This is a genomic window from Dyadobacter sp. NIV53, from assembly GCF_019711195.1.
In the GTDB taxonomy this organism is placed as follows: Bacteria; Bacteroidota; Bacteroidia; order Cytophagales; family Spirosomataceae; genus Dyadobacter.
In genome coordinates this window covers 701,549-722,301 of record NZ_CP081299.1, presented here as the reverse complement: position 1 = coordinate 722,301, position 20,753 = coordinate 701,549, and the positions used below count along the sequence as shown (strand labels likewise).

18 protein-coding genes are annotated in these 20,753 nt (G+C 41.2%); 11 read left to right on the top strand and 7 right to left on the bottom strand.

Annotation, left to right across the window (positions count from 1 at the left end):
- Window positions 1–15: 15 nt before the first annotated feature.
- From KZC02_RS02895 to KZC02_RS02885, 3 genes are all read right to left on the bottom strand, one after another.
- The gene (locus tag KZC02_RS02895) at window positions 16–3,114 is read right to left on the bottom strand and encodes a TonB-dependent receptor (RefSeq protein ID WP_229253973.1); all 3,099 of its coding nucleotides are present in this window, start codon (window positions 3,112–3,114) and stop codon (window positions 16–18) included.
- Window positions 3,115–3,600: 486 nt separating this feature from the next.
- The gene (locus KZC02_RS02890; RefSeq protein ID WP_221392727.1) at window positions 3,601–4,512 is read right to left on the bottom strand and encodes an NAD(P)/FAD-dependent oxidoreductase; all 912 of its coding nucleotides are present in this window, start codon (window positions 4,510–4,512) and stop codon (window positions 3,601–3,603) included.
- A gap of 199 nt (window positions 4,513–4,711) precedes the next feature.
- Complete coding sequence (locus tag KZC02_RS02885) at window positions 4,712–5,044, bottom strand: hypothetical protein (RefSeq protein WP_221392726.1); 333 nt, start codon at window positions 5,042–5,044, stop codon at window positions 4,712–4,714.
- A gap of 668 nt (window positions 5,045–5,712) precedes the next feature.
- Between KZC02_RS02885 and KZC02_RS02880 the strand changes: the two genes are divergently transcribed.
- From KZC02_RS02880 to KZC02_RS02840, 9 genes are all read left to right on the top strand, one after another.
- A complete protein-coding gene (locus KZC02_RS02880; RefSeq protein WP_221392725.1) occupies window positions 5,713–7,002 on the top strand; it encodes a two-component regulator propeller domain-containing protein in 1,290 nt (429 codons plus the stop codon).
- A 128-nt stretch (window positions 7,003–7,130) separates the two neighbouring features.
- Window positions 7,131–8,837 carry a sensor histidine kinase gene (locus KZC02_RS02875; protein ID WP_221392724.1) on the top strand — a complete coding sequence of 569 codons (1,707 nt, stop codon included), beginning with the start codon at window positions 7,131–7,133 and terminating at the stop codon, window positions 8,835–8,837.
- Window positions 8,838–8,965: 128 nt separating this feature from the next.
- A complete protein-coding gene (locus tag KZC02_RS02870; RefSeq protein WP_221392723.1) occupies window positions 8,966–9,601 on the top strand; it encodes a response regulator transcription factor in 636 nt (211 codons plus the stop codon).
- 237 nt (window positions 9,602–9,838) lie between these two features.
- Window positions 9,839–10,282, top strand: a complete 444-nt coding sequence (locus tag KZC02_RS02865; protein ID WP_221392722.1) for a hypothetical protein — start codon at window positions 9,839–9,841, stop codon at window positions 10,280–10,282.
- Between the two features lie 12 nt (window positions 10,283–10,294).
- Window positions 10,295–10,630, top strand: coding sequence for a hypothetical protein (locus KZC02_RS02860; RefSeq protein WP_221392721.1), 336 nt, complete (start codon window positions 10,295–10,297; stop codon window positions 10,628–10,630).
- Between the two features lie 79 nt (window positions 10,631–10,709).
- A complete protein-coding gene (locus KZC02_RS02855) occupies window positions 10,710–11,327 on the top strand; it encodes a hypothetical protein (protein ID WP_221392720.1) in 618 nt (205 codons plus the stop codon).
- The gene (locus tag KZC02_RS02850; RefSeq protein ID WP_221392719.1) at window positions 11,324–12,109 is read left to right on the top strand and encodes a hypothetical protein; all 786 of its coding nucleotides are present in this window, start codon (window positions 11,324–11,326) and stop codon (window positions 12,107–12,109) included. Before KZC02_RS02855 ends, KZC02_RS02850 begins: the two co-directional genes overlap by 4 nt.
- Window positions 12,110–12,228: 119 nt before the next feature.
- Window positions 12,229–13,578: a TULIP family P47-like protein gene (locus KZC02_RS02845; RefSeq protein WP_221392718.1), complete on the top strand. Its 1,350-nt coding sequence runs from the start codon at window positions 12,229–12,231 to the stop codon at window positions 13,576–13,578.
- Between the two features lie 141 nt (window positions 13,579–13,719).
- Complete coding sequence (locus KZC02_RS02840) at window positions 13,720–15,825, top strand: TULIP family P47-like protein (protein ID WP_221392717.1); 2,106 nt, start codon at window positions 13,720–13,722, stop codon at window positions 15,823–15,825.
- 36 nt (window positions 15,826–15,861) lie between these two features.
- Here KZC02_RS02840 and KZC02_RS02835 read toward each other — a convergent pair whose 3' ends face one another.
- Window positions 15,862–16,032, bottom strand: coding sequence for a hypothetical protein (locus KZC02_RS02835; RefSeq protein WP_221392716.1), 171 nt, complete (start codon window positions 16,030–16,032; stop codon window positions 15,862–15,864).
- Between the two features lie 251 nt (window positions 16,033–16,283).
- Here KZC02_RS02835 and KZC02_RS02830 point away from each other — a divergent pair, with 251 nt between their 5' ends.
- A complete protein-coding gene (locus KZC02_RS02830) occupies window positions 16,284–17,696 on the top strand; it encodes a TULIP family P47-like protein (RefSeq protein WP_221392715.1) in 1,413 nt (470 codons plus the stop codon).
- A 27-nt stretch (window positions 17,697–17,723) separates the two neighbouring features.
- Complete coding sequence (locus KZC02_RS02825) at window positions 17,724–18,077, top strand: hypothetical protein (RefSeq protein ID WP_221392714.1); 354 nt, start codon at window positions 17,724–17,726, stop codon at window positions 18,075–18,077.
- Window positions 18,078–18,172: 95 nt separating this feature from the next.
- On the opposite strand, the gene KZC02_RS02820 is transcribed toward KZC02_RS02825, so the two are convergent.
- The 3 genes from KZC02_RS02820 to KZC02_RS02810 form a co-directional block, all read right to left on the bottom strand.
- Window positions 18,173–18,676: a hypothetical protein gene (locus KZC02_RS02820; protein WP_221392713.1), complete on the bottom strand. Its 504-nt coding sequence runs from the start codon at window positions 18,674–18,676 to the stop codon at window positions 18,173–18,175.
- Between the two features lie 101 nt (window positions 18,677–18,777).
- A complete protein-coding gene (locus KZC02_RS02815) occupies window positions 18,778–19,278 on the bottom strand; it encodes a nitrate reductase associated protein (protein ID WP_221392712.1) in 501 nt (166 codons plus the stop codon).
- Window positions 19,279–19,288: 10 nt separating this feature from the next.
- On the bottom strand, window positions 19,289–20,749 hold the full coding sequence (locus tag KZC02_RS02810; protein ID WP_221392711.1) for a rubredoxin domain-containing protein: 1,461 nt from the start codon (window positions 20,747–20,749) through the stop codon (window positions 19,289–19,291).
- Window positions 20,750–20,753 lie beyond the last annotated feature (4 nt).

The window sequence follows — 20,753 nt, the reverse complement described above, 5'->3', positions numbered from 1 at the left end:
TTGAAATTTTCACATTTAAAAACCAACACTCAGGCCAACCTGCAAAGTCCTGGGCTGAGGATACATTCCATAATCAATGCCATTGATCAGCTGTGTGGCCGAGTCATTGGAAGAGCCGTTTACACCAATTTCAGGGTCCAGCCCCGAGTATTTGGTAAAAGTCAGCAGGTTGGTAGCCGATACGTAGATGCGTGCTTTTGTGATGGCGTCATGCGTTAATGAAGCCAAAGTTTTGGCAGGAATTGTGTAACCAATACTGAAATTTTTAATACGCATGTAGGAGCCATTTTCAACAAACCTGTCACTGGTGCGGCTGTTATTGTTTGGATCACCGCTAATTGCCCTTGGCACGTCCGTATCAGTATATGTTGGAGTCCAGGCATTGAGCACATCCGTTCCGGCATTGAATAAACGAAGCATTCCCTGTTCGATCACCTTCGTTCCGTTGTAAATTTTGTTTCCCTGAACGCCCTGAAGATAAACGGTGAAATCAAAGTTTTTGAAACTTCCGCCAAAATTGCCGCCGTAACTGAATTTAGGAATAAAACTGCCGATATAAGTTCTGTCACTTGCATCGATTTTGCCATCACCGTTCAGGTCCTTGAAGCGGATATCTCCCGGTGCAGCCTGGTCCTGGTATTTGGTTTTGTCATCTCCGTCTTTCGCATTATATGTGTCAATTTCACCCTGGTTCTGGAAAATACCGTCTACCTGCCAGCCAAAGAAAGACTGGATTGGATGATCAGTTTCAGTTTTTGTTACATCAAAACCACCGAAATCGGAATTACTGCCTGAAAACAAAGCGGCGCTTGGGGTAGCCAGGCTTAACACTTTGTTGCGCGTAATATCCAGGTTTACAGATGCATTCCATTTAAAATCTCCATCGTTTTTACTGTATCCCAGTTGAAATTCATATCCCCAGTTTTTCATACTTCCGATGTTGGAAAGGGGAGAAGTAGAGTAACCAATCGAGTTAGGGATCGGAACCTGCAAAAGCAGTCCGTCCGTTTTACGGTTGTAAGTTTCTGCGGTGAAGGTGACACTGTTATTAAAAAGCGCGACGTCAACCCCAAGGTTGGTCATGGTTGTGCTTTCCCATTTAAGCTGCGTATTTCCCAGTGAGCTGAAATACGAACCTAACACTTTGTTTCCTCCGAACACATAATTCGAATTATCAGCCGAAACCAGTGATTGCCACGCATAACTTCCAATTCCGTTAAAACCAGTCTGTCCATAACTGGCACGGATTTTCAGTTCTGAAATGGCAGGAACGGCTTTCAGGAATTCTTCTTCGCTCAAACGCCAGCCCAAAGAGACGGAAGGAAAAGTTCCCCATTTATTTCCGGGAGCAAACCTGGAAGAACCGTCACGACGGATGGACGCGCTCAACAAATATTTGCTTGCAAATTCATAATTTAACCTTCCAACGTATGAGATCAGAGAACTTTCGTCGAGTGAAGTAGTCGAGTTGGGATTGGATGTTCCCTGCATTTCGTCAATATCATTATTTGGCCTGTAACCGGAGCCATTTATTGTATTAGTCCTGAACGTTTGTTTATCCAGAATACCGGTAAGGTTGATCTGGTGTTTGCCGAATGATTTGTCAAAGGTCAGCTGGTTCGTGATAACCGGTGAAAAATAGCTGGTGCGGCTGTCGCGCAATTCGTACTGGCTGCGTGATTTGAAACCGTCATTATAAATAGGAAAACGGTTTGTTGTGATAGCCGACACAATATCTGTACCCAGACTGAAACGGTATTTTAAAAAGCTTGTCAGTTTCAGTTCAGCGAAAATAGAACCGAGCACTTTAATATGTTGCGTGCGTGTCACATCCTGAAGGGCGATACGTACGGGATTATCCGGGTCACTGCCATCCGCCGAGGTAGGAGAACTGTAACCGCCCGGCTTTGTCGGATCACTTACCGGCCAGTACGGTAAATTCCGGATCATCTGCATTACAGCCGTACGGCCACCGCCAAAGCCTTGCTCACCACGTGTTTTGTCGTAGGATACTGTAAGCGTTTGGCCGAAGTTCAGGAATTTAGTGACCTGATGATCCGAGTTCAAACGAACGTTGGCGCGTTTGTAATTGGTACCGATTAATATTCCCTCCTGGTCAAGATAGCCGACTGAGGTAAAGAAACGTGAAACATTATTTCCACCTGAAACTGCTACCTGATGCTGCTGGATTGGAGAACTTCTGAACATAACGTCCTGCCAGTTGGTATTGGTCTGGGCAAAAGTTTGCGTAGCTCCATTGTAAACCGGCTGGTTCAGGTCGGAAAGACGGCCCGGCATTGCTATTCCTGCATTGCCCAGAAGTGCCGTTGCATACTGAATATATTGGTCTGTGTTCAGTACATCCAGTTTTTTCCATGCAGACTGAGTTCCAAAATACGTATCCAGGCTTACGTGCAGTTTTCCGTCTTTTGACCCTTTTTTCGTAGTAATTATGATTACACCATTGGAAGCCCTGGAACCATAAATAGCCGCAGAACTGGCATCTTTCAATACTTCCAGGGATTCAATATCCTTTGGATCCAGATTGTTCAGGTCTCCCGCAGGAATACCGTCGATCACATAAAGCGGGCCGGATGCATAATTAATTGAACCTATACCCCTTATACGTACAATTGGTGTTTGTCCAGGGCTGCCATTATTTACAACGCGGACACCCGGCACACGTCCCTGCAAAGCCTGTTCCGCACTGATTACCGGAAGCGCAGTAAGTTCTTTTGGTGAAACGGAGGAAACCGCGCCGGTCAGCGATGATTTCTTTTGAGAACCGTAACCGATTACCACCATTTCTTCCAGTGCCTGGTTTTCGGGTATTAACTGTATATCAATCCGGGCCCTGTTACCAACCGTAAATTCCTGTTTGGCATAACCTATAAAACTAAAAACCAGAACACTTTTGTCGGAAGGCACCATCAGGCTGTATTCACCTTTTGCATCAGTGCTTGTACCAACACTGCTGCCTTTAAGCGTAACATTTACACCAGGTAAAATTTCTCCGTTCTCGGTGGTTACCTTACCGGAAACCTGTTGGTCAGCGAATGACCCGGCAGATACAAAACCAAAAGGCATTAACAGCAGAGCAAGAACCCCGGACAACAATTTGCCTTTTAAAATGTAAAGGAATTGTAATTTTTTTTCATAACACTGAGTAATTAAATGTTGAAAAGACACTTCAAAAAAAGGTACAATTATGGCTTTTAAAAACAGGCTAAATTTTTTAAGCCACCGGATTTTATAGTAATGAATGATTATTTTTTATAAATATAAACATAAAGATTACTGATTCGATTTTTAAATATAAAATATTAATGAAAATGTATGATTGTGATAAAATAGTATTAGGAATGGATAAAACTGTACTATTATCAGCGTTTTTCACTCGAATAATTGGTAAAAAACTGGTGACTTTCACTAATAAAAGGATATTACCGACTAGCATCATATCGAAGCTGGTTTAGGTTATCGTTTTTCAGTTCTAAAATCGTAGGAGCAGCATTAAGATATTGGTATTATTTACCTTAAATAGATAAATACCAGTATCTTATTGTTGAAAAGTAAAGATGAGTATAGCGGTTTTTAACCTTAATAAACCATTTCCTCAACAAGTTCCTTGTTAATAAAAGCACCAGCCATAGATCCGGCTGAAACGGCAAGGGCAACTGAACGAAACGCGGTTGTATTGTCCCCTGCTGCATAAATACCCGGAACAGAAGTTTTCTGAAAAGCATCGACCTGGATGTATCCGGATTCATTCAAAACACAGCCCAGATTTTCGGGGATCGTACAATGCTGTTTAAATGGCAATTTGGCATAGAGGGCATCGAGATGAAAAATTTCTCCATCGGTAAATACAATGCTGGTCAGATAGCCATCCTGGTGTTCGATTTTTTGAAATGGCTTTTCTACAATGTTTATACCTAATGCTGATAACTGATCCTGCTGCGCTGTTGTTATGGCAGATTTTCCATTGGTGAAAATGGTGAGATCGTTTGTCCAGTTTTTGACCAGCTTGCTGAATTCAAAAGCTATATCACCGTTGGCCATTATGCCCGTCCGCTGTTGCCGGTATTCATAGCCGTGACAATACGGACAATGAATTACAGAAATACCCCAGCATGCTGCAAGGCCGGGAATGTCAGGCATCAGGTCTTTTACACCGGTAGTAAAAAGTATTTTTCCTGCAATTATATTTTCTACACTTCCGGTAGATACAATAAACTGATTGTTTTCACCCTGAACCGCTGTGACCTCATCCTGCAAAAACCGAATAGTAGGGTAGGCCATGACCTGTGCTTTGGCTTGTGCCGCAATAATAGCGGGAGTGTTTCCGTCGTGGGTAATAAAATTGTGTGAATGAGGCGTTTGGATATTGCAAGGCTTACCATTGTCGATCATCAGAACTTTTCTGATAGCCCTTCCCAGGCTCATTGCCGCCGATAATCCGGCATAACTTCCTCCAATAATTACTACATCATAATTTTTATTTTCTTCCATATCGATTAAAATTGACTTTCTGAATCATACCAACCAGACTGCAATATGGAAAAACGGATCTTTATTTGCAACATAGTTGCAAATAAAGATCCGTTCGTTAAATGATATAAATTAAACCTAGAAACTCATCAATCCCAGAAACTTTCGCTTATGTACTCGTTTCCATCCAATACGGTTTCAATACATTCTTTTAATTCATCTACTGAATTTTTTTGGATAAATAACCGTTTGCCCCTGCATTAATATATTGCAGAACCATGGGCGCATCGGAATATTCTTCGTCATATACTATGAGTGTGGCGAACGGTTTTTTGCTTTTAATAAGTTTAATAAAATTCCGGTTCTGTGCTATCGAGCTGTTCTGGCCAATTTCCAGAATAATTAGTTCAGGCAAGCAATCCGGATAAGTTTTCAGAAATGCATGTACACTTTTTGCTTCAAAAATGGCAGACTTAGAGAAATGACTATCTAAGATATAAGCCACCCATTTACGCAATAATGGATATTTATCAATGACCGCTATTGTTATCATATTGTATCCGGGAACCAATATTAGTAAACTCTTAATTGCCAAAAAATATGATTTTGCTGTTTTGCAACAGTGAACCCGCCGTTATTTGATTAATGATATTTGTCTTATCATTAACAATAGAAATAAATCTATGTAAGAAAGCTAATTTTTTGCAATAATTATACCAAAACTTTAAAATTTATGATCCAACTTATATTTGGTACATTTAAAAAGTTTGACATGCGCAAATACCATGCCAAAATAAGGATTAAATGTTTGTAAACGAAACTTTGGAACTTGAATATGGGTGGTTCAACAAGTCAGTCATTTGGCGTACATGCAATGATTAAAGTCCGGCAACGGGGAGTACTTAAATTCCTGTAACTTTTTTTAATTCAAAATTGGAAAGCATACAGTTTTTCATTTTAAAACACAAACCGAATAATAAATTTAAGTAGCGTATATGCCTATACGTTTAAAGTTATTTGTGAACTTTTTGTTGCGGCGGGCGAAAAAACCTGTCTGCTTATTTTTTATGATGTTGCAAAAAACATTTTTGATTTGTACTATTCTGGTCAGCAGTATCGCCTGTCACATCAACTTAGAGTATGGTAATTCTTAATATTTTTTATCTGATATTAGCATATATTTTAATAGAGATGTAAGATTTTGAAGATAAACGGCAATAGGTGAACATTTTAATTGGTAGCTATAAAACTGATAAACTTACCCTATTTGAGAAGAGCCTTCATGTAATACTGTTTTTTCTATTGCTGACGATTTCAAACGCGTTCGCACAAACTTACAACTCATTAAGTTTTGAGTCATTAAACATCAATAATGGACTTTCACAGGGATTTATAAGCAGTATAAAGCAGGATAGCCGGGGCCTGATGTGGTTTGCAACCAGTGACGGACTGAATAAATATGACGGTTCCAGTTTCACAATATACCATCATGATCCGGACGATTCCACATCCATAGGCAGTGATGACCTGACGAGCCTGTTCGAAGACTCGAAGGGGAGATTATGGATTGGTACCCGCAGCAATGGCCTGGATTTATTTGATCGTGAAAATAATGTTTTCAGGCACATCCGCCATGGTGGCCCCAATAGTATCTGGTCCAACGATATACAGGATATTAAGGAAGACAGAACGGGAGCATTATGGATTCGTACCAAAAAAGGTATTGACCGGCTTGAAATCTCTACCCGAAAAACTTCTGAAAATTCACCTGTTTCGACTTTGTTTCCGGGTGATACTTTTTTATTTACCCACATTAAACTGGACAGTGCATTCGAAGCCCGGAAGGATAAGTACGGCTCAGAAAAAATCTTTATAGACAGCCGTAATCACATTCTAATTACGACGAACAACAGTATCTGGGAATTGAAATATCATACTGGAGTTCATTCCTATAACCTGAAAAGAAAATACAGCTACCCGGTTTCGGATTCTTTATTTATACCGGATTTGTTGGAGGATACAATCCAGCATAACCTTTTGCTCAATACCCGAAAAATGATACAGTTCCGGCATTATAATTTTGGTACAGCCAAAGAAATTTACCAGCACCAGAGATCTCAGATAAGCTGGACGATTGACAAAAACAATAAATTATGGATTTCGGATAAAAGCAGGATTGTGCAGATTCAATTACAAACCGGTGTTGTGCAGAATATATTTCCGGATGACCCATTACAGAATAAAATATTGAATGCACCTACCATTTTTTATACCGACCGCTCAGGTGTGGTCTGGATTGGATCCGGCGGTTATGGTGTACTTAAATATGATCCTGAAAAAGAATTGTTCCATCATATATTACCCGAATTAAACCCGTACCAGTTATTAGAAATCAGTCCTGGGAAAATCATTACCAATACATTTCAGGAGATCACAATAAAAAAGAACCAGCCGGTTTCGGTCCGCCAGTTGATTGACCCGGAATTATTAAAAAAAAATTCCCGAAAATAGGTGTTGTCTCATTTGCAAAGGATAGCGCCCAAAATCTTTGGCTTGGTATACATGCCGGCATTATAAAGTATGAAACCAAAACAAAAAAAGTAACACGTTACCCGATACCGTTTAAGGATCTGGCAATATTGCCCTTTCCTGTTTTTGCTGACAGCAGGAATAATATATGGATGGGCTACAATAAATACCTGGTCCGGTATAGTCCTTCGTCAGGGAAGTTTACCAGATTTGAATATCCATTCAAAACAGTTTCCTATGAATATGATTTCCTGCAATGTATTTATGAAGATAATGGCACGTTATGGCTTGGCCTGGTTGATGGATTGCTGAGTTTTGATATGGAGAAGTCACGGATGAAAGATTATTATTCGTACCAGGAAAAAGACACGAGTTCGCTGAGTAACAATTTTATCTATTCCGTATGTAACGATGTCCGCGAACCGGAAAAGTTTTTATGGATTGGAACGAAAGGTGGCGGCCTGAACCGTCTGAATAAACTAACGGGAAAATTTACACGATACAGTACAAAAGACGGTCTGGCCAATAATGTCATTTACGGAATATTACCCGACAATGCCGGGAATTTATGGATAAGTACCAATAAAGGGCTTTCAGAGTACAATCCATTTACTCGGCGATTCAGGAATTTCAGTGTCAGTGACGGATTGCAAAGCAATGAATTTAACCGTTATGCTTATTGTAAAACCGAAGAAGGACTGCTGGTTTTTGGTGGCATGAGCGGTATCAATTATTTTGACCCTAAGGACATAAAAACACTGGAACCGCCAGTTGTAATATTTACAGATTTCAGGCTGAATAATAAAAAAGTAAATCTGAAAGACCCGGATTCCCCGCTTAAAAAAGACATCGGTTTTACAAAAGAAATGACGCTTAAATACCAGCAAAATGTGGTAACATTTAAGTTTGCCGGAATGGATTACAGGAAAAAGGGCGCCATTATTTACCGTTATATGATGGAAGAATTTGATAAAGACTGGATTTATTCCGGAACTGTGCAGGAGGCCACTTACACAAATCTTGATCCGGGTGACTACCGTTTTATTGTTCAGGGAAGTTTTTTTAACGGATTCTGGGGCAAACGCAAAACAATTATGATCCTTCACGTTATCCCTCCCTGGTGGCGTACGTGGTGGTTTTATGTTTTGTCGACAACGGGTTCATTGTCGGGGACATATTTATTGTACAGATACCGTTTGTTTCAACTTTCCAAACTGGAAACCCTGCGTAACCGCATTGCCAGGGATTTGCATGACGAGGTTGGTTCTTCGATCAGTACCATTGCGATTTATTCAAAAATTTTACACGATCAGCTGGGCAGTTCTACTTTTGATAATGAGCCGCTTTTGAAAAAGATAAGCGAACACGCTACGGAAATAATGGAGTCGATGAATGACATCGTGTGGAATATAAATACAAGAAATGATGCGTTCGAAAACATTATCAATCGCATGAGGGAACATGCTTACCAGCTTTTTGAAGCAAAAGGCTACACCCTTCATTTTGATTTTAACGAACATCTGTATCGTATGAAACTTGAAATGGAGAAGAGAAGGGATTTTTACCTGATATACAAAGAAGCGCTGAACAACATAGCCAAATATGCAAATGGCAAAAATGTCTGGATCACAGTTGATCTGAGAAACTCTGAAATTATCCTGATTATCAAAGATGATGGGCAGGGTTTCGACATGAATGCGGTCAGAACCAAAAGCAATGGGCTGACCAATATGAATTTCCGTGCAGAAGCTTTAAATGGGAAACTCAACATAATTTCGGCACCAGGAAAAGGTACAGAATTGTTTCTCAGCTTTTAAGTAACCATAAAATAATTAGCCTATTTGAGCTATTGACGTGGTGAAACCGGCGTAGTAAATTTGTAATGTTATTTGCACTCGCACTTAATGAATTTACTCAACATTATATTTACCCATACACAATAGAAATGATTAAAATTGTCATATTTGATGATCATCAGGCAAGGCGCGACGCATTGAAGCTACTGATCAGTTTACAGCCGGAAATGACATGTATTGCCGATTTTGAGGATTGTACCAACCTGGTCAAAAATCTCAAAAACAATCCTCCTGATGTGGCTTTGATGGATATTAACATGCCTGGTATTGACGGGATTGAAGGTGTGAAACTACTGAACGAATATTTCCCTTCGACCTACATTATTATGCAAACGGTTTTTGAGGATGATGAAAAGATCTTCGATTGCCTGAAAGCCGGAGCGCATGGTTATATTCTGAAAAAGGCAAGTAATGAAAAACTGATTGAAGGAATAAAAGAAGTAATAAATGGTGGCGCACCAATGACACCGAGCATTGCCACGCGGGTGTTAAATTATTTCAGTAAAAAGTCAGTCAAGAATAATAGTGAATTGTTTGATCTTTCCAGGCGTGAAACTGATATTTTGAAAGAGCTGGTAAATGGGCTGAGCCATAAAATGATAGCGGCCAAACTGTTTATTTCAGTCTTTACTGTTAATAACCATATCAAGAATATTTACCAGAAATTGCAGGTACACAGCGTTTCAGAAGCAGTAGCAACCGCGATACAAAAGAATATCGTCTGAAAATCTGTTGTATTAAAAATAGCCTGATTTAGCTATTGTCTGGCTTTTTCCGGTAGATTAATTTTGGATCAAAGATCAGTTGATAATACAGCCCGAAAAACTCCTGCCTGACCGGCCGATCAGGTAAAGTGGGCACACGCTCCTATAAATTTCCAGCTATGGTTTGACAGTTAAAAATCTGTCTCTGGCAACGTATGGCCCATCTATTTCATCACCAAAAAGCAAGCTCACAAAAAGATGTTAACTCGTAAAACTATACAATACGGATCAGCCTTGTTGGTGCTGTTAACAGTTTTCGGCTGTTCAACTATCTCAAAATTTGACCAGTATGCCTATACACAGGCGACATCTTTAAAAGTAGACGCCCTCAATGTTATGGGCCACGCCAATGAGCCGTATCAGAACCATAAGACAGAGGTAATTGCAGTGCAGACGGCAATAGATAAAATGTTTGAATATGAAAAAAACAGGCCGAAAAATAATGTTTCTGAAAAGATGTGGGTCATAGTGAAAGATTCAAGCGGACATTTGTTTGGTGGATTTGTAAAAAGATGGCAAAAAGAAAATACACTTGACGCTGCATTTATTAAAGAAACACAACAGCTTGTAAGTAATTCTTTCGACCAGATATCCCAGCTTGAAAGTGGAAAGATTAAACCAACACAGGTTGCTGCCAATTAAAACAGATTTAAAATGACAACAATGAATTTTGATCAGATATATCAGTCCCTGCAAACGGGTGTAGAGTCGGTTGCAAAAGAATCTTTAGACGGGTATGTAAACCAGGCTAAAAAAGACGGGGAACAGGCACTGGGTACCATAAAGGAAAACCTGCAGCGCTGGGCAATAGAAGTAGAGAGCGGAGCACTGAATAAAGAAGACCTGGAATTTCTTTTGCAAGGGGAGGAAGCACTGGATGAACTCGTTGCATTAAAAGAGGCAGGATTGGCAGCTGTCCAGATCGATAAATTCAGGAATGGGCTGATCAATATGATTATAGGCACTATCACCGGTATTGTTAAAGTGTAGAACCTCAAAATGCCATGTACACGTTTCTGATCTAACATGTGTCAATCATTTGTATGTTATAAATTAAATCGGATGCAAGATGACCGTTTTAGAATTAAAGGCTGTAGCATGTACAACAACCGAAAATGCCCAGACCTTTTTACCCTATCTCAATGATACGTTCGACAGGTTCAATATCCTGACACCCTGCAGGCAAATTTGTTTTATGGCACAGGTCAGTCATGAAAGCGGAGGCCTTTTTTACACCGAAGAACTTGCCAGTGGTGCGGCATATGAAGGACGTGCCGGTTTGGGGAATATTCATCCGGGTGATGGCGTGAAATACAAGGGCCGCGGGCTGATCCAGATCACGGGGAGGGCAAACTATAAATTACTGAGTGATGCGCTGGAGCAGGATTTTATATCCAATCCAACGCTGCTGGGTGGAAAAAACATTAAACAATGTACGCCTGACCAGCTGAAATATGCGGCGTTAAGTGCGGGATGGTTCTGGACGAAAGCCAACCTGAACGCTATTGCAGATAAAATAAACCTGCTGCAACCCATTGACGAAGGTGCCAATCTCGAATATTTTAAAGCTATTACTAAAAGAATTAATGGTGGCTTTAACGGACTGGAAGACCGTCTTCACAGATTTATACAAGGATATCTCTCCATGAAAACAAATCAGACACCTAGCCAAACAACTGCCTCATGAAATCTGTTTTAAAAGCTATCTTTTTGCTGATAATATGTATTGTACCTGGTGGCTGCAACAGTTACACGGAATCGGATGATGCTCACCTCGTAGCAATTGGTGTAATTTTGATCATCACTGCCCTTTTTCTCGGTCTGGCTATTTACAGTAACCTGCTTCGCGATGAAATCAGTGATTTAAGTGCTTTTGATGCAAAAGCACAACAAATGCAGAAATCACAAAGGTGGATCTCGGTCGATAAAAACGCTCCGTTTAGTCTTACAAAAGTTCAGTTTGGGCTGTGGACGGTTATTATTTCTTCTGCGTATATCTATCTATCGTTATTTAAAGGCGATTGTGCGGCCGGCGCGATTAATAAGACCGCATTAGTGCTGATGGGCATCTTTGCGGGGACGGCGGTTGCTTCTTCAATGATCGATAAAAACGAGATCAATGATAACCGCGACAGGCATCAGAATTCTCCCTCACAGGGCTTTTTTATTGATATTTTGTCGGATGATAATGGAATAAGTCTGCACCGGTTTCAAAATTTCGCCTGGACAATTATAGCCATTACCGTGTATTTATATAAATTATCACTGATCACCAAAGGTTGCGAACTGCCCGAACTGAGCGATACATTGCTAGCGCTGACGGGTATCAGCAGTGTAACCTACCTGACGCTGAAAACCCAGGAAAATGATCCGCCGATACAGGCTGTACAGCAGGCAAATAAAACTGCGGCAGTCAATAATTCAGGTGGAACTACTGCCCCGCCAGTTGCCGAAGTTGCTGTTCAATAAAAGAATAAACCCACTCAGATGATTGAAAATGGCTTTTTCTAGCTATTGAATAGTGAATTATTGAGAATTATTTTTGTCATGTAACCTTAATCCTTACAATAAAAAATCAGCGTATCACCATGAGAACATACGGTTACGATTACAGCTACGCCATTACTATTGATGAAGTCAATAAAATCCTGGCAGCCAACCTGGCTTCGGTTAATATGAAGATTTCATATAGTTCTGTGGACCCGGATACCGGTACAACGATCACGGTTCAGGGACAGTTAGCACCCTGGCAACTGAACCCAAAAGGGGATAATAATCTGCTTAGTTTAAATGTGCCTTTTGCACAGGGTACTATGTCTTTTACCGGTGGCTTCCTTTCGGGTAAATACGATCTTTCGGGAGTTACGGCAGTTATGAAAATTAGTCTGAGCTGGATGGGCTCAGGCACGGCCCAAAGCGCACAGGGAAGTGGTGACATGACCAATCTGGTATTTGCTCCCGTTAGCACTACTGACCCCGACAATCCCGGATATGTGGCAACAGATAATATCCTTGATCCTCAGAAAAAACTGGACACCACTGCGTCAGGGATCCTGGCAAAAATTATGGCAGATTTGATTATTGAGAATAAGGACAATTTAAAAGTGGTTTTCAATAGTATCAATCCGGCACCTGCCAATGTTGCGACCTGGCTTAAACCGTTTAAGTGGCAGTATTTTTATCAGCAAACGAGTGCCGGTAATGTGTTCTGCTTCCTTTGCCAGTTAACAGACAAAAATTTCCCTGCCCAGCCTGCATTTGATTCTACAGCTTTGCAGCGTTCGACGAATACTACCATTTTAATTTCGCAGGAAGTTTTTTTTGCCAACGCTATCTTACCTGCTATTAGAAATGCATTGAGGTCAAACAATTTTAATCAGATAACACTGAATGAAGCCTGCGTTGTTACGAATAATGGAGATTTCATCATATCGACACCAAAAGGAGCAGTCACGGCTAATTCATTCAAGCTTACGGCAAGCAGCAGCGGCAACGGATTGGCCTGTTATACAGCTGGCGGAGGCCCGCTTAAATTTTTGTTTGGTCTGGATGATCTGCCGGATGCTACATATAGCTGGAGCTTTAATACGATCAATCCGCTTTCATTTACAAATAATACCATCAGTTTTCAGAATGACCCTAATCCAACTGTACAACAGAGTTCTACGATGTACTGGTATGACTGGGTGCTGCTGGTAGTGACCGGTATTACCTCTGCCGAAGGACTTGCTTCGGCCATTGTGGACAGTGTGAATGGTTTTTCTAACCAGATACAGGCAGTGGGCATGAGTAATGTAAACAGTACAATTGAGGCATCCCTAACCGGTTCGGTCGTAAATCTGGCTAATCTGGTTGACTGGAAACAAAGCAACCAAACCTTCCAGGCAGTGAATGCAGGCCTGAACGGCGCGATGTATGCGTATGGCAATCTGTCTTAAAGCAGTGCGAAACTAACATTGATAACGGAAATTCAATTTTTTAAAATCTTAATGCAAAACATGCTGCACGACAACAGCACGGAGGTAAGTATTTGCCTTAAAAGCTTGTAAATCAATTTTTAAACTAAATATACTTAATCCATGATTACAGAAAAAAGTGCTCCTGCCGTCCTGACCGACACCAGCTCCAGCAATGCGGATACCTACGGATGGGACAATGTTTTTGCCCTTAATTTTATTAAGGCCAATGATGCCCTCACAAAGGGCTGGGCCAATGTAGACAGCAAAGCCAAAAATTTAGTTCAATCGTTCACAGATGATGACACAGGTGTGGAGTTCGATCTGGACTCAACATTCGGTCCATGGCAACTGACTGAAAACGGGGATGGTAAAAATATCCGGATGGTTTGCCCGATTATAAGCGGGACTTATAAATTTGGAAAAAAAAGTTACGATTTCAGTACCTATACACCCTCTCCTTCAGTAGTGATAGAGGTAAACATGAATTGGGTACCTGATCCCGGACAGGCTTATTTTGTGGTCGACACAGGGGTCGACGGTATTGTTACGGATCTGAATCAAAATACGATTGATTCAACATTAACCGCCGCATTTACCCACAATGGTAAAACACTGTCAAACACCGCCTATGTGAGTACGCAAAAAACAGGTTATGAATGGCTTGTACAGGATGGTGAAACTTCTTATTATATTTTTTATTCTGCGGATAAGGATAACGATAAGTTTTTGACTATTTATCAGTTTGAAAAAGCGTGGAAAAACAATCTGCAGGTATTAAGTCAGGGGGACAGCTCCAATGCTGGTCTGGCCGTTGTGATCGTTACCATTAATAATAATCCATTGTCACAGGGTACAGGGGCTGATGTATTTGCACAAATTTTGACAGATTGGTTTAATACCAACATTGGGTACTTTAATTACGTATTTTCTTCACTTGATCTGAGCCCTCAACTTTCCGACTCCGATCAGTTCAAATGGATACTGCCAACGGCTACCAGTTATGCAGTTACGGATCAGGGGTCGCTGGATACCAGTATCTTTGGGGTCCTGACGATGAACCTCAACCATCCCGCTGCTTCAAACCACCAGGTATCACCATATGCTATTCCCGCCGGTGCTGATGCAGGCTTTCTCATAAGTGCAGAAATGTTTTTGGCGAACATGCTGCTATCCGGTGTTTGCACAATCTTTAATAATGCCGATCCCTCTAATTTTATTATCGACAATGATAGTCTTGGTGTGACCAATAACACCGACATGATCTGGGGTAAGTTCATGCTGGATGATAACAAGCTGGGAAATATTGATGGAAAATACAGCACTGATCTTGACGCAGCCAACCTGTCTACGGATCTCATAAGCGCACTGGAAAGCTTGATTGATGTCGACAGCAGTTACAAAATTCAAGTGACTTCAAAAGGTGCCCAATGGCTGATAACCAAGGGTAGTGGAGATGAGTACATTCTGGATGTGGATGGCAGCAACATTGATGTGTACCTGTCTACAGATGTAACGATTGGAAAGGGGAATTTCACAATGAGCCTGGTTAATTCACAAGTAATAATTGATTTCACAGGGCTGAAATATTCGTACACTTCGGACTATGACGTTTTTGTCAACTACAATGAAAAACTCACGCTTAAACTGAACGAACACAATGTGTTCTGGTTTGATCAGGTCACTCAAAATATGACTATCAGCGTAGTTAGAACCAAATCGGCTATTACCAGGGACATAGTAGAAGGTGCAGTAGCAGCAGCTCTTGCTTTGATTTCGTTGGCCGGGCCGATCATTGAAGGCCTTGCGGCAGCATCAGAAGTAACAGAATTGTCCGAAGATGGTGGTACCGCTGTGCTTGATGAAGAGTCATTTGTGAAGATAGGCGATGAGAATCCTGATGCCGAGGCAGCAAATGAAAGACAGGCTTCGGGTGATGCTGCTGCACAGTCGAAAGGCAAACTCACAAATATCAAAGCAGCTTTCAAAACACCGAAATGGAAATTTATGGGTTCATTGGCAGCACTGGCCGCCGCAGTTGCAGGTGTTGACCAGTCGGTTGATGCCATCCTTGAAAAATTGGCCAACGATAGTTTTGAAGATGTGCCAGGCCTTGATCTTTTTGCCAACGAGGTGATTGGACCGTACAGCTGGCCGGGCGTATCCAATTTTACTTTAAACAGCGCAACGCTGGCCGGTTCCCTGCAGATAGGTTTGAAAACCAGTTAATGTTAGGCTGATACCGATACCATTGTAAACTTATTTTTAAATCAAACACAAATCTGACGTAGCTTCCGTTTCCGGGAAGGTAACAGTTAACCTTTCACTGACATCCACACAAAGCCAGACGGTTTTCAATTCCCAGACATGGCAGGTGAATACACCGATCAACATCCCGGCCGAAAGATCTGTGAAAGCAGATATGCTGATTTCCACCCAAAGTTATAATGTTAATTTCACCGAAAATGTTTTACTGCAGGGTTACGTGGCAATCTGTAACGTTAGTAAAGTGAATGGGCATTAGCTGTGGCTGCTGCGTAATAGTTCTCTCCTGAATGAGTGCTCAAAACCTTGACGCTTTGCCTGTTAAGATTTGTTCCTGCTGATATGGGATGCAAAAAAAGCTTCCGGTGTCAGCAGGGCAAAAAACAATTATGTTCTATTAATCACTTAAAACCTACATTGCCATGGCAGATACTGATACCGCAGTTTATACCTATGGATGGGATACAGCCTTTGTTATCCGGGCTGCTGATGTAAATAAGGCCATTGTCGACTGTAAATCTTCTCCGCCAAATTTCTCGTATAGTGAAACTGAAAGTGATCCTGGTTATTCTGTAACGGGTGATTTTGGAGACTGGCAGATCGCGATGGGTGGCGATGGAAAGCAGATACGAATGTTGTTGCCGCTAAAAAATGTAGTCCTTACTTTCCCGGCGACCAACAAAGTCTTAAAATACGATAGCGGGCAGGCTATCATCGAAATATCCCTGCATTTTATACCTCATACCGACACGGCAAATCCTCCGGCAAGTGGTAGTCTAAGCGCTTTAGTGGTTCAATCGGCGTCAGACTCCGACAATGATCCGGTTATTAGTATGGTAAGTCTCGTGCTTTCACCTACACCCGGCCTGGTTGCAGAGTCAGTTATCAGGGAAGGTATAATTCAGTGGGGAACCAATAACTTACAGGATTTCAGTCATGTTTTTGCGATCGTAAATCTAAACCGGATTATAGATACAGATCAGTGGGGATTTGTGAACCCCAATTATACCAGTTATGCATATCTGGACCTGGATACAATCGATAATAGCTTATTCGGGGTGCTTTGTATGACGGGAGACCGAACCGGCGAATCACTTTCCGAACAGATCAGCGTTTCAGCCATTCATTCTCCAAGCCGGTCAGGTTTTTTAGTATCACAGGCGCGGACTTTGTATGATCTTGTGCGTCCTGCAATCTGTCTGGCTTATCCGGGATTAACCGACAGCAACTTTTTAATGAGTCCGGATGGTACAAAGTTATACCTTACGGAAGGTTCATCGGTAGATCTTAAATCTATAGAACATAACGGCACAACCTATTATCCGAAACTGAAATCTCTCAGTGTTGAATCCAATGGGCAGATTCTGACACTGATCAGTTACACCGAAACGGAAGTGGCAGCCGGCATTACGGCAACCTGTACTTCTACACATTGGTACACCATTTCCATGGGTAGTTCCAACAACGGGCAAACCCTCAGCTTTGTGCAGTACAAAGATCCATCCATTGTGAACGCCATCAACCAATCCTCCGGTTCTCAACTTACCCAGATAATTATTGACATCGTGGCTTCAATTGTCCTGATAATCCTGGTTATTTTGACGGAAGGAGCCGTATTGATCGTGGGGGCGGTAGTTATTGGATTGGTTTTAGGAGCCAACCAGATGGTTCCTGCGCTGATAGAAAAATTAAATATGGATGACTCGCCTTCGATAGACCTGTTACTGGCAAATACTGTAGATCCAATCACCTGGACCGGAAGTAAGGCTTTTAAGCTCGATTATGGAAGTATGAATGCTTCCCTCCAATTAGGAGGCGATCCACTTTTTGTATAAAAATATTCCTCTTAAAAATGTACTAAAATGGCCGATACAAACCAACGAAAAGTATCTGTTAAACTGTCGCTTAATGATACTCCCGACTTTACAATGAACATTCTGCCTGGAAATGAAACCAGCCTTCCGGGGCTCAATACCCATCCGGTCCTGACTATGATGACGAAAACCAATAGTGAAGGGGCAACTCAGGCAAAACAATGGATGGAGCAGCTTATAGCCAGAAACCAGGATTTTATTACCTGGCTGGAAAGCAGTCCGGAAAACAGTATTTTATTTATTAAAGATCCTGTTGCCGCTATTCACAAAGCATTGCCGGATCTGCCTCAGAGCTTTTATGATCAGTTAACAGCCGCGTCCTCAACTGTTGCTGTGAAATAAAAGTATTAATAGAAAAGATGGAAGAGCATCTATTGTTCAGGTTTAAGAGATGAGGTGATCTGAAGAACACAAATGTATCTGTACAATAAAAAATTTTATTGAAAGAAATCCCTTGAAACAGACTGGGCAATATAATTGTCAATAAGAGATTTTACTTTATTGTAGTAAGGTTCTGCAATTGTACTTGGCCTGATATCCCAGCCACGGTCGTAATTGACAATACATGAACCGATAAAATTGTTGCTGGCTTCCATCACAACCGGATCCCAGACGGATAGTTTTGAAATACGCCCTTTATCAATTCCTGATTTGGACGGTGCATTTAAGATCAGGGCTGAAAACTCATATCTGTCTACAACTCCGGAAAGCCATACTGCCCTGAAAAGTGCAGGATCGTCTGTACGTGCCTTTAATTCAACGTAAATATCCTTTTCCTTCGGGGCAGTAAATTCAAACTTTTGGTTTTTTAAATAATCGTCAATCGCCTTCCTGACGTGCTCTGCTTCATCGCGTCCGTCAAACTCACTTAGTTCCTGCAAACGCCTGATTTGATAATCAGTCAGGCGTACGTTTCTCCGAATTATTTTATGCTTAACCATATCCTTTGTTACTGATCTTATACCAAACTTACAAACCTTGCCAGATGGATTCAATCATTCAGGACGATTAGTAGGCCAAAATGCCAAATTTAGAATTGTTCCTAGTATAGATATGAATTAGAATGATCAGGATTTGAAATTTTAAACTCAGCCAGCGCAATGGGGAAATTTTTTCCTTCGTGTCCGGATCGGCTCAGTTTTACGAGTGCAAACCGTTGCAGCGTATCCATTTCGATCCAGTTTTTCAGCGTGAGAAAGGTACAATTCCATTCTTGTGCTTTTTGTTGTACTTCTGCCGGAACCTCATTGAGATTATTCCAGGAATCATTTACTGCCGATAGCAAACTGGCTTCATAGCCAAAATATTTATGTACAAGTGTACGAACGGATGCGCCGTAATTTTCAATTTCATGGTGTGTATAGCATGGCAGATGAGCGAGTGATTCTTTGTCTTTTAAATTAAACTTTGCCCATTCATGCAGTTTTAATTTTATACCGCAGCTGTCAAGTTTGTATCGGACAATCATGGGAACGCATTTAAGAGTATTGACAAAATCACTTTCAAATTCAAAGAAAAACGGGCTGACCTGAACAGTTTTCATATTTACTTAATTAAATCTGAATTTTTGATATAAAACTAACTTCCTGCATTTCATTTTTGCCGGCGTCACAAGTCGGGCAGGTGTAATTCTCAGGCAACTCAGAAAACTGTGTTCCGGCAGTAATGTTTCTTAATAAATCTCCATAAGCCTGATCATAAATGGTGAAACAATGAAGGCACTGATGAACGGTTTTAATTTCTTCCTGTATATCATTCTGCTCATTTTCAATTTTTAAAATGGTCTGGTTTTCCAGCAAACGCCTGTTATTAAACCTGCGGCACAAACGGTCTAGCTGGCCGGGCAAATGAATTTTAAAAAGCCCTTTTTCAAACGGGATCTGAACGCGGCTGTTAGGATTGAAATTTTCCTTAAAATAAAGATCATAAACACTGAACAAGGCAAGATGCCCGATTGAAATCAAAGGCCGTTTCCGGATGAGTACCGAACCGAAAACTTCTGATTTCGGCCGGGTCTGAATTCCGAAACACAAGCCGAAAGTCCGCGTATCATGTTTCTCAAGGTAACGCGTCAGGTCTTTTTTTAGCATTGTTCCTTCATTAGTATGGTCTTCTGTTTGCCATGCGAGTTCATTGGCGGCATGCCGGACATTGATATTGTGTTTGCCCAGAATATTACTCCATTCATTCCGGTACTGATCTTCAATTCCTTTAATAATAATTGATTTCCAGGGAGTTGTGCAAATTTCCCCGATCCTCGTTTTCAGGCACAGATTACATATATCTACCAGGAATTCAATTGAAAATTGTTCATCGCGCCTGTATAATCCAAGCCATGTCCTGGACTCATACCGGTTGAAACCTTCATAATAAGGCAATATAAATGAAGGAAGTTCAAGCTCCTGCGTTGCTGATAAGGATATATAATGGACACTTTTCTTTACAGCCTGATACATGTCGTCTTCGTTAGTATAATCCCCGGATAAAAGACAGTTTTCTACTTCCCTGGCAACCGCACCTATGTCATTTGTGTAAATCAGATCAGGCCATTTTGACAATGCGTTACTCTGTTTCGGACGAACATAGAGATACCAGAAATGCGGTTCTGCGGAAGAAATAAAATTAAGATTTCCTGTAAAAAAGGGCGCGAAACTCTGGTTTGAATCCGAGATGTTCACCTTTAATTTAGGTAAAAAATCAAAGCTGTCCAATACAGTGTGATACTCATTAGCATGCAGCCATTGCCCGGTCCGGAAAACATCTTCCCCGCAATACGAACTGATCATATTGGGTAGAATCTGCGAATCGAATTCATAACGGACTCCTGCGCTTTTCAGCTCTTTTTCCAGTGCCTTCATTTCTTCATAATGCACCGTCATCAACAATTGCTGCCGGGATCCAAAACGAACTTTTCTGACCTGTGCCTTCCATGCTGCGGATAATATATTTTTCAGATATCCGGGCGAAGCAATGCCTCCGGGAAGGTTAATTTTGATATGATAATAGTCGCGCATAGGA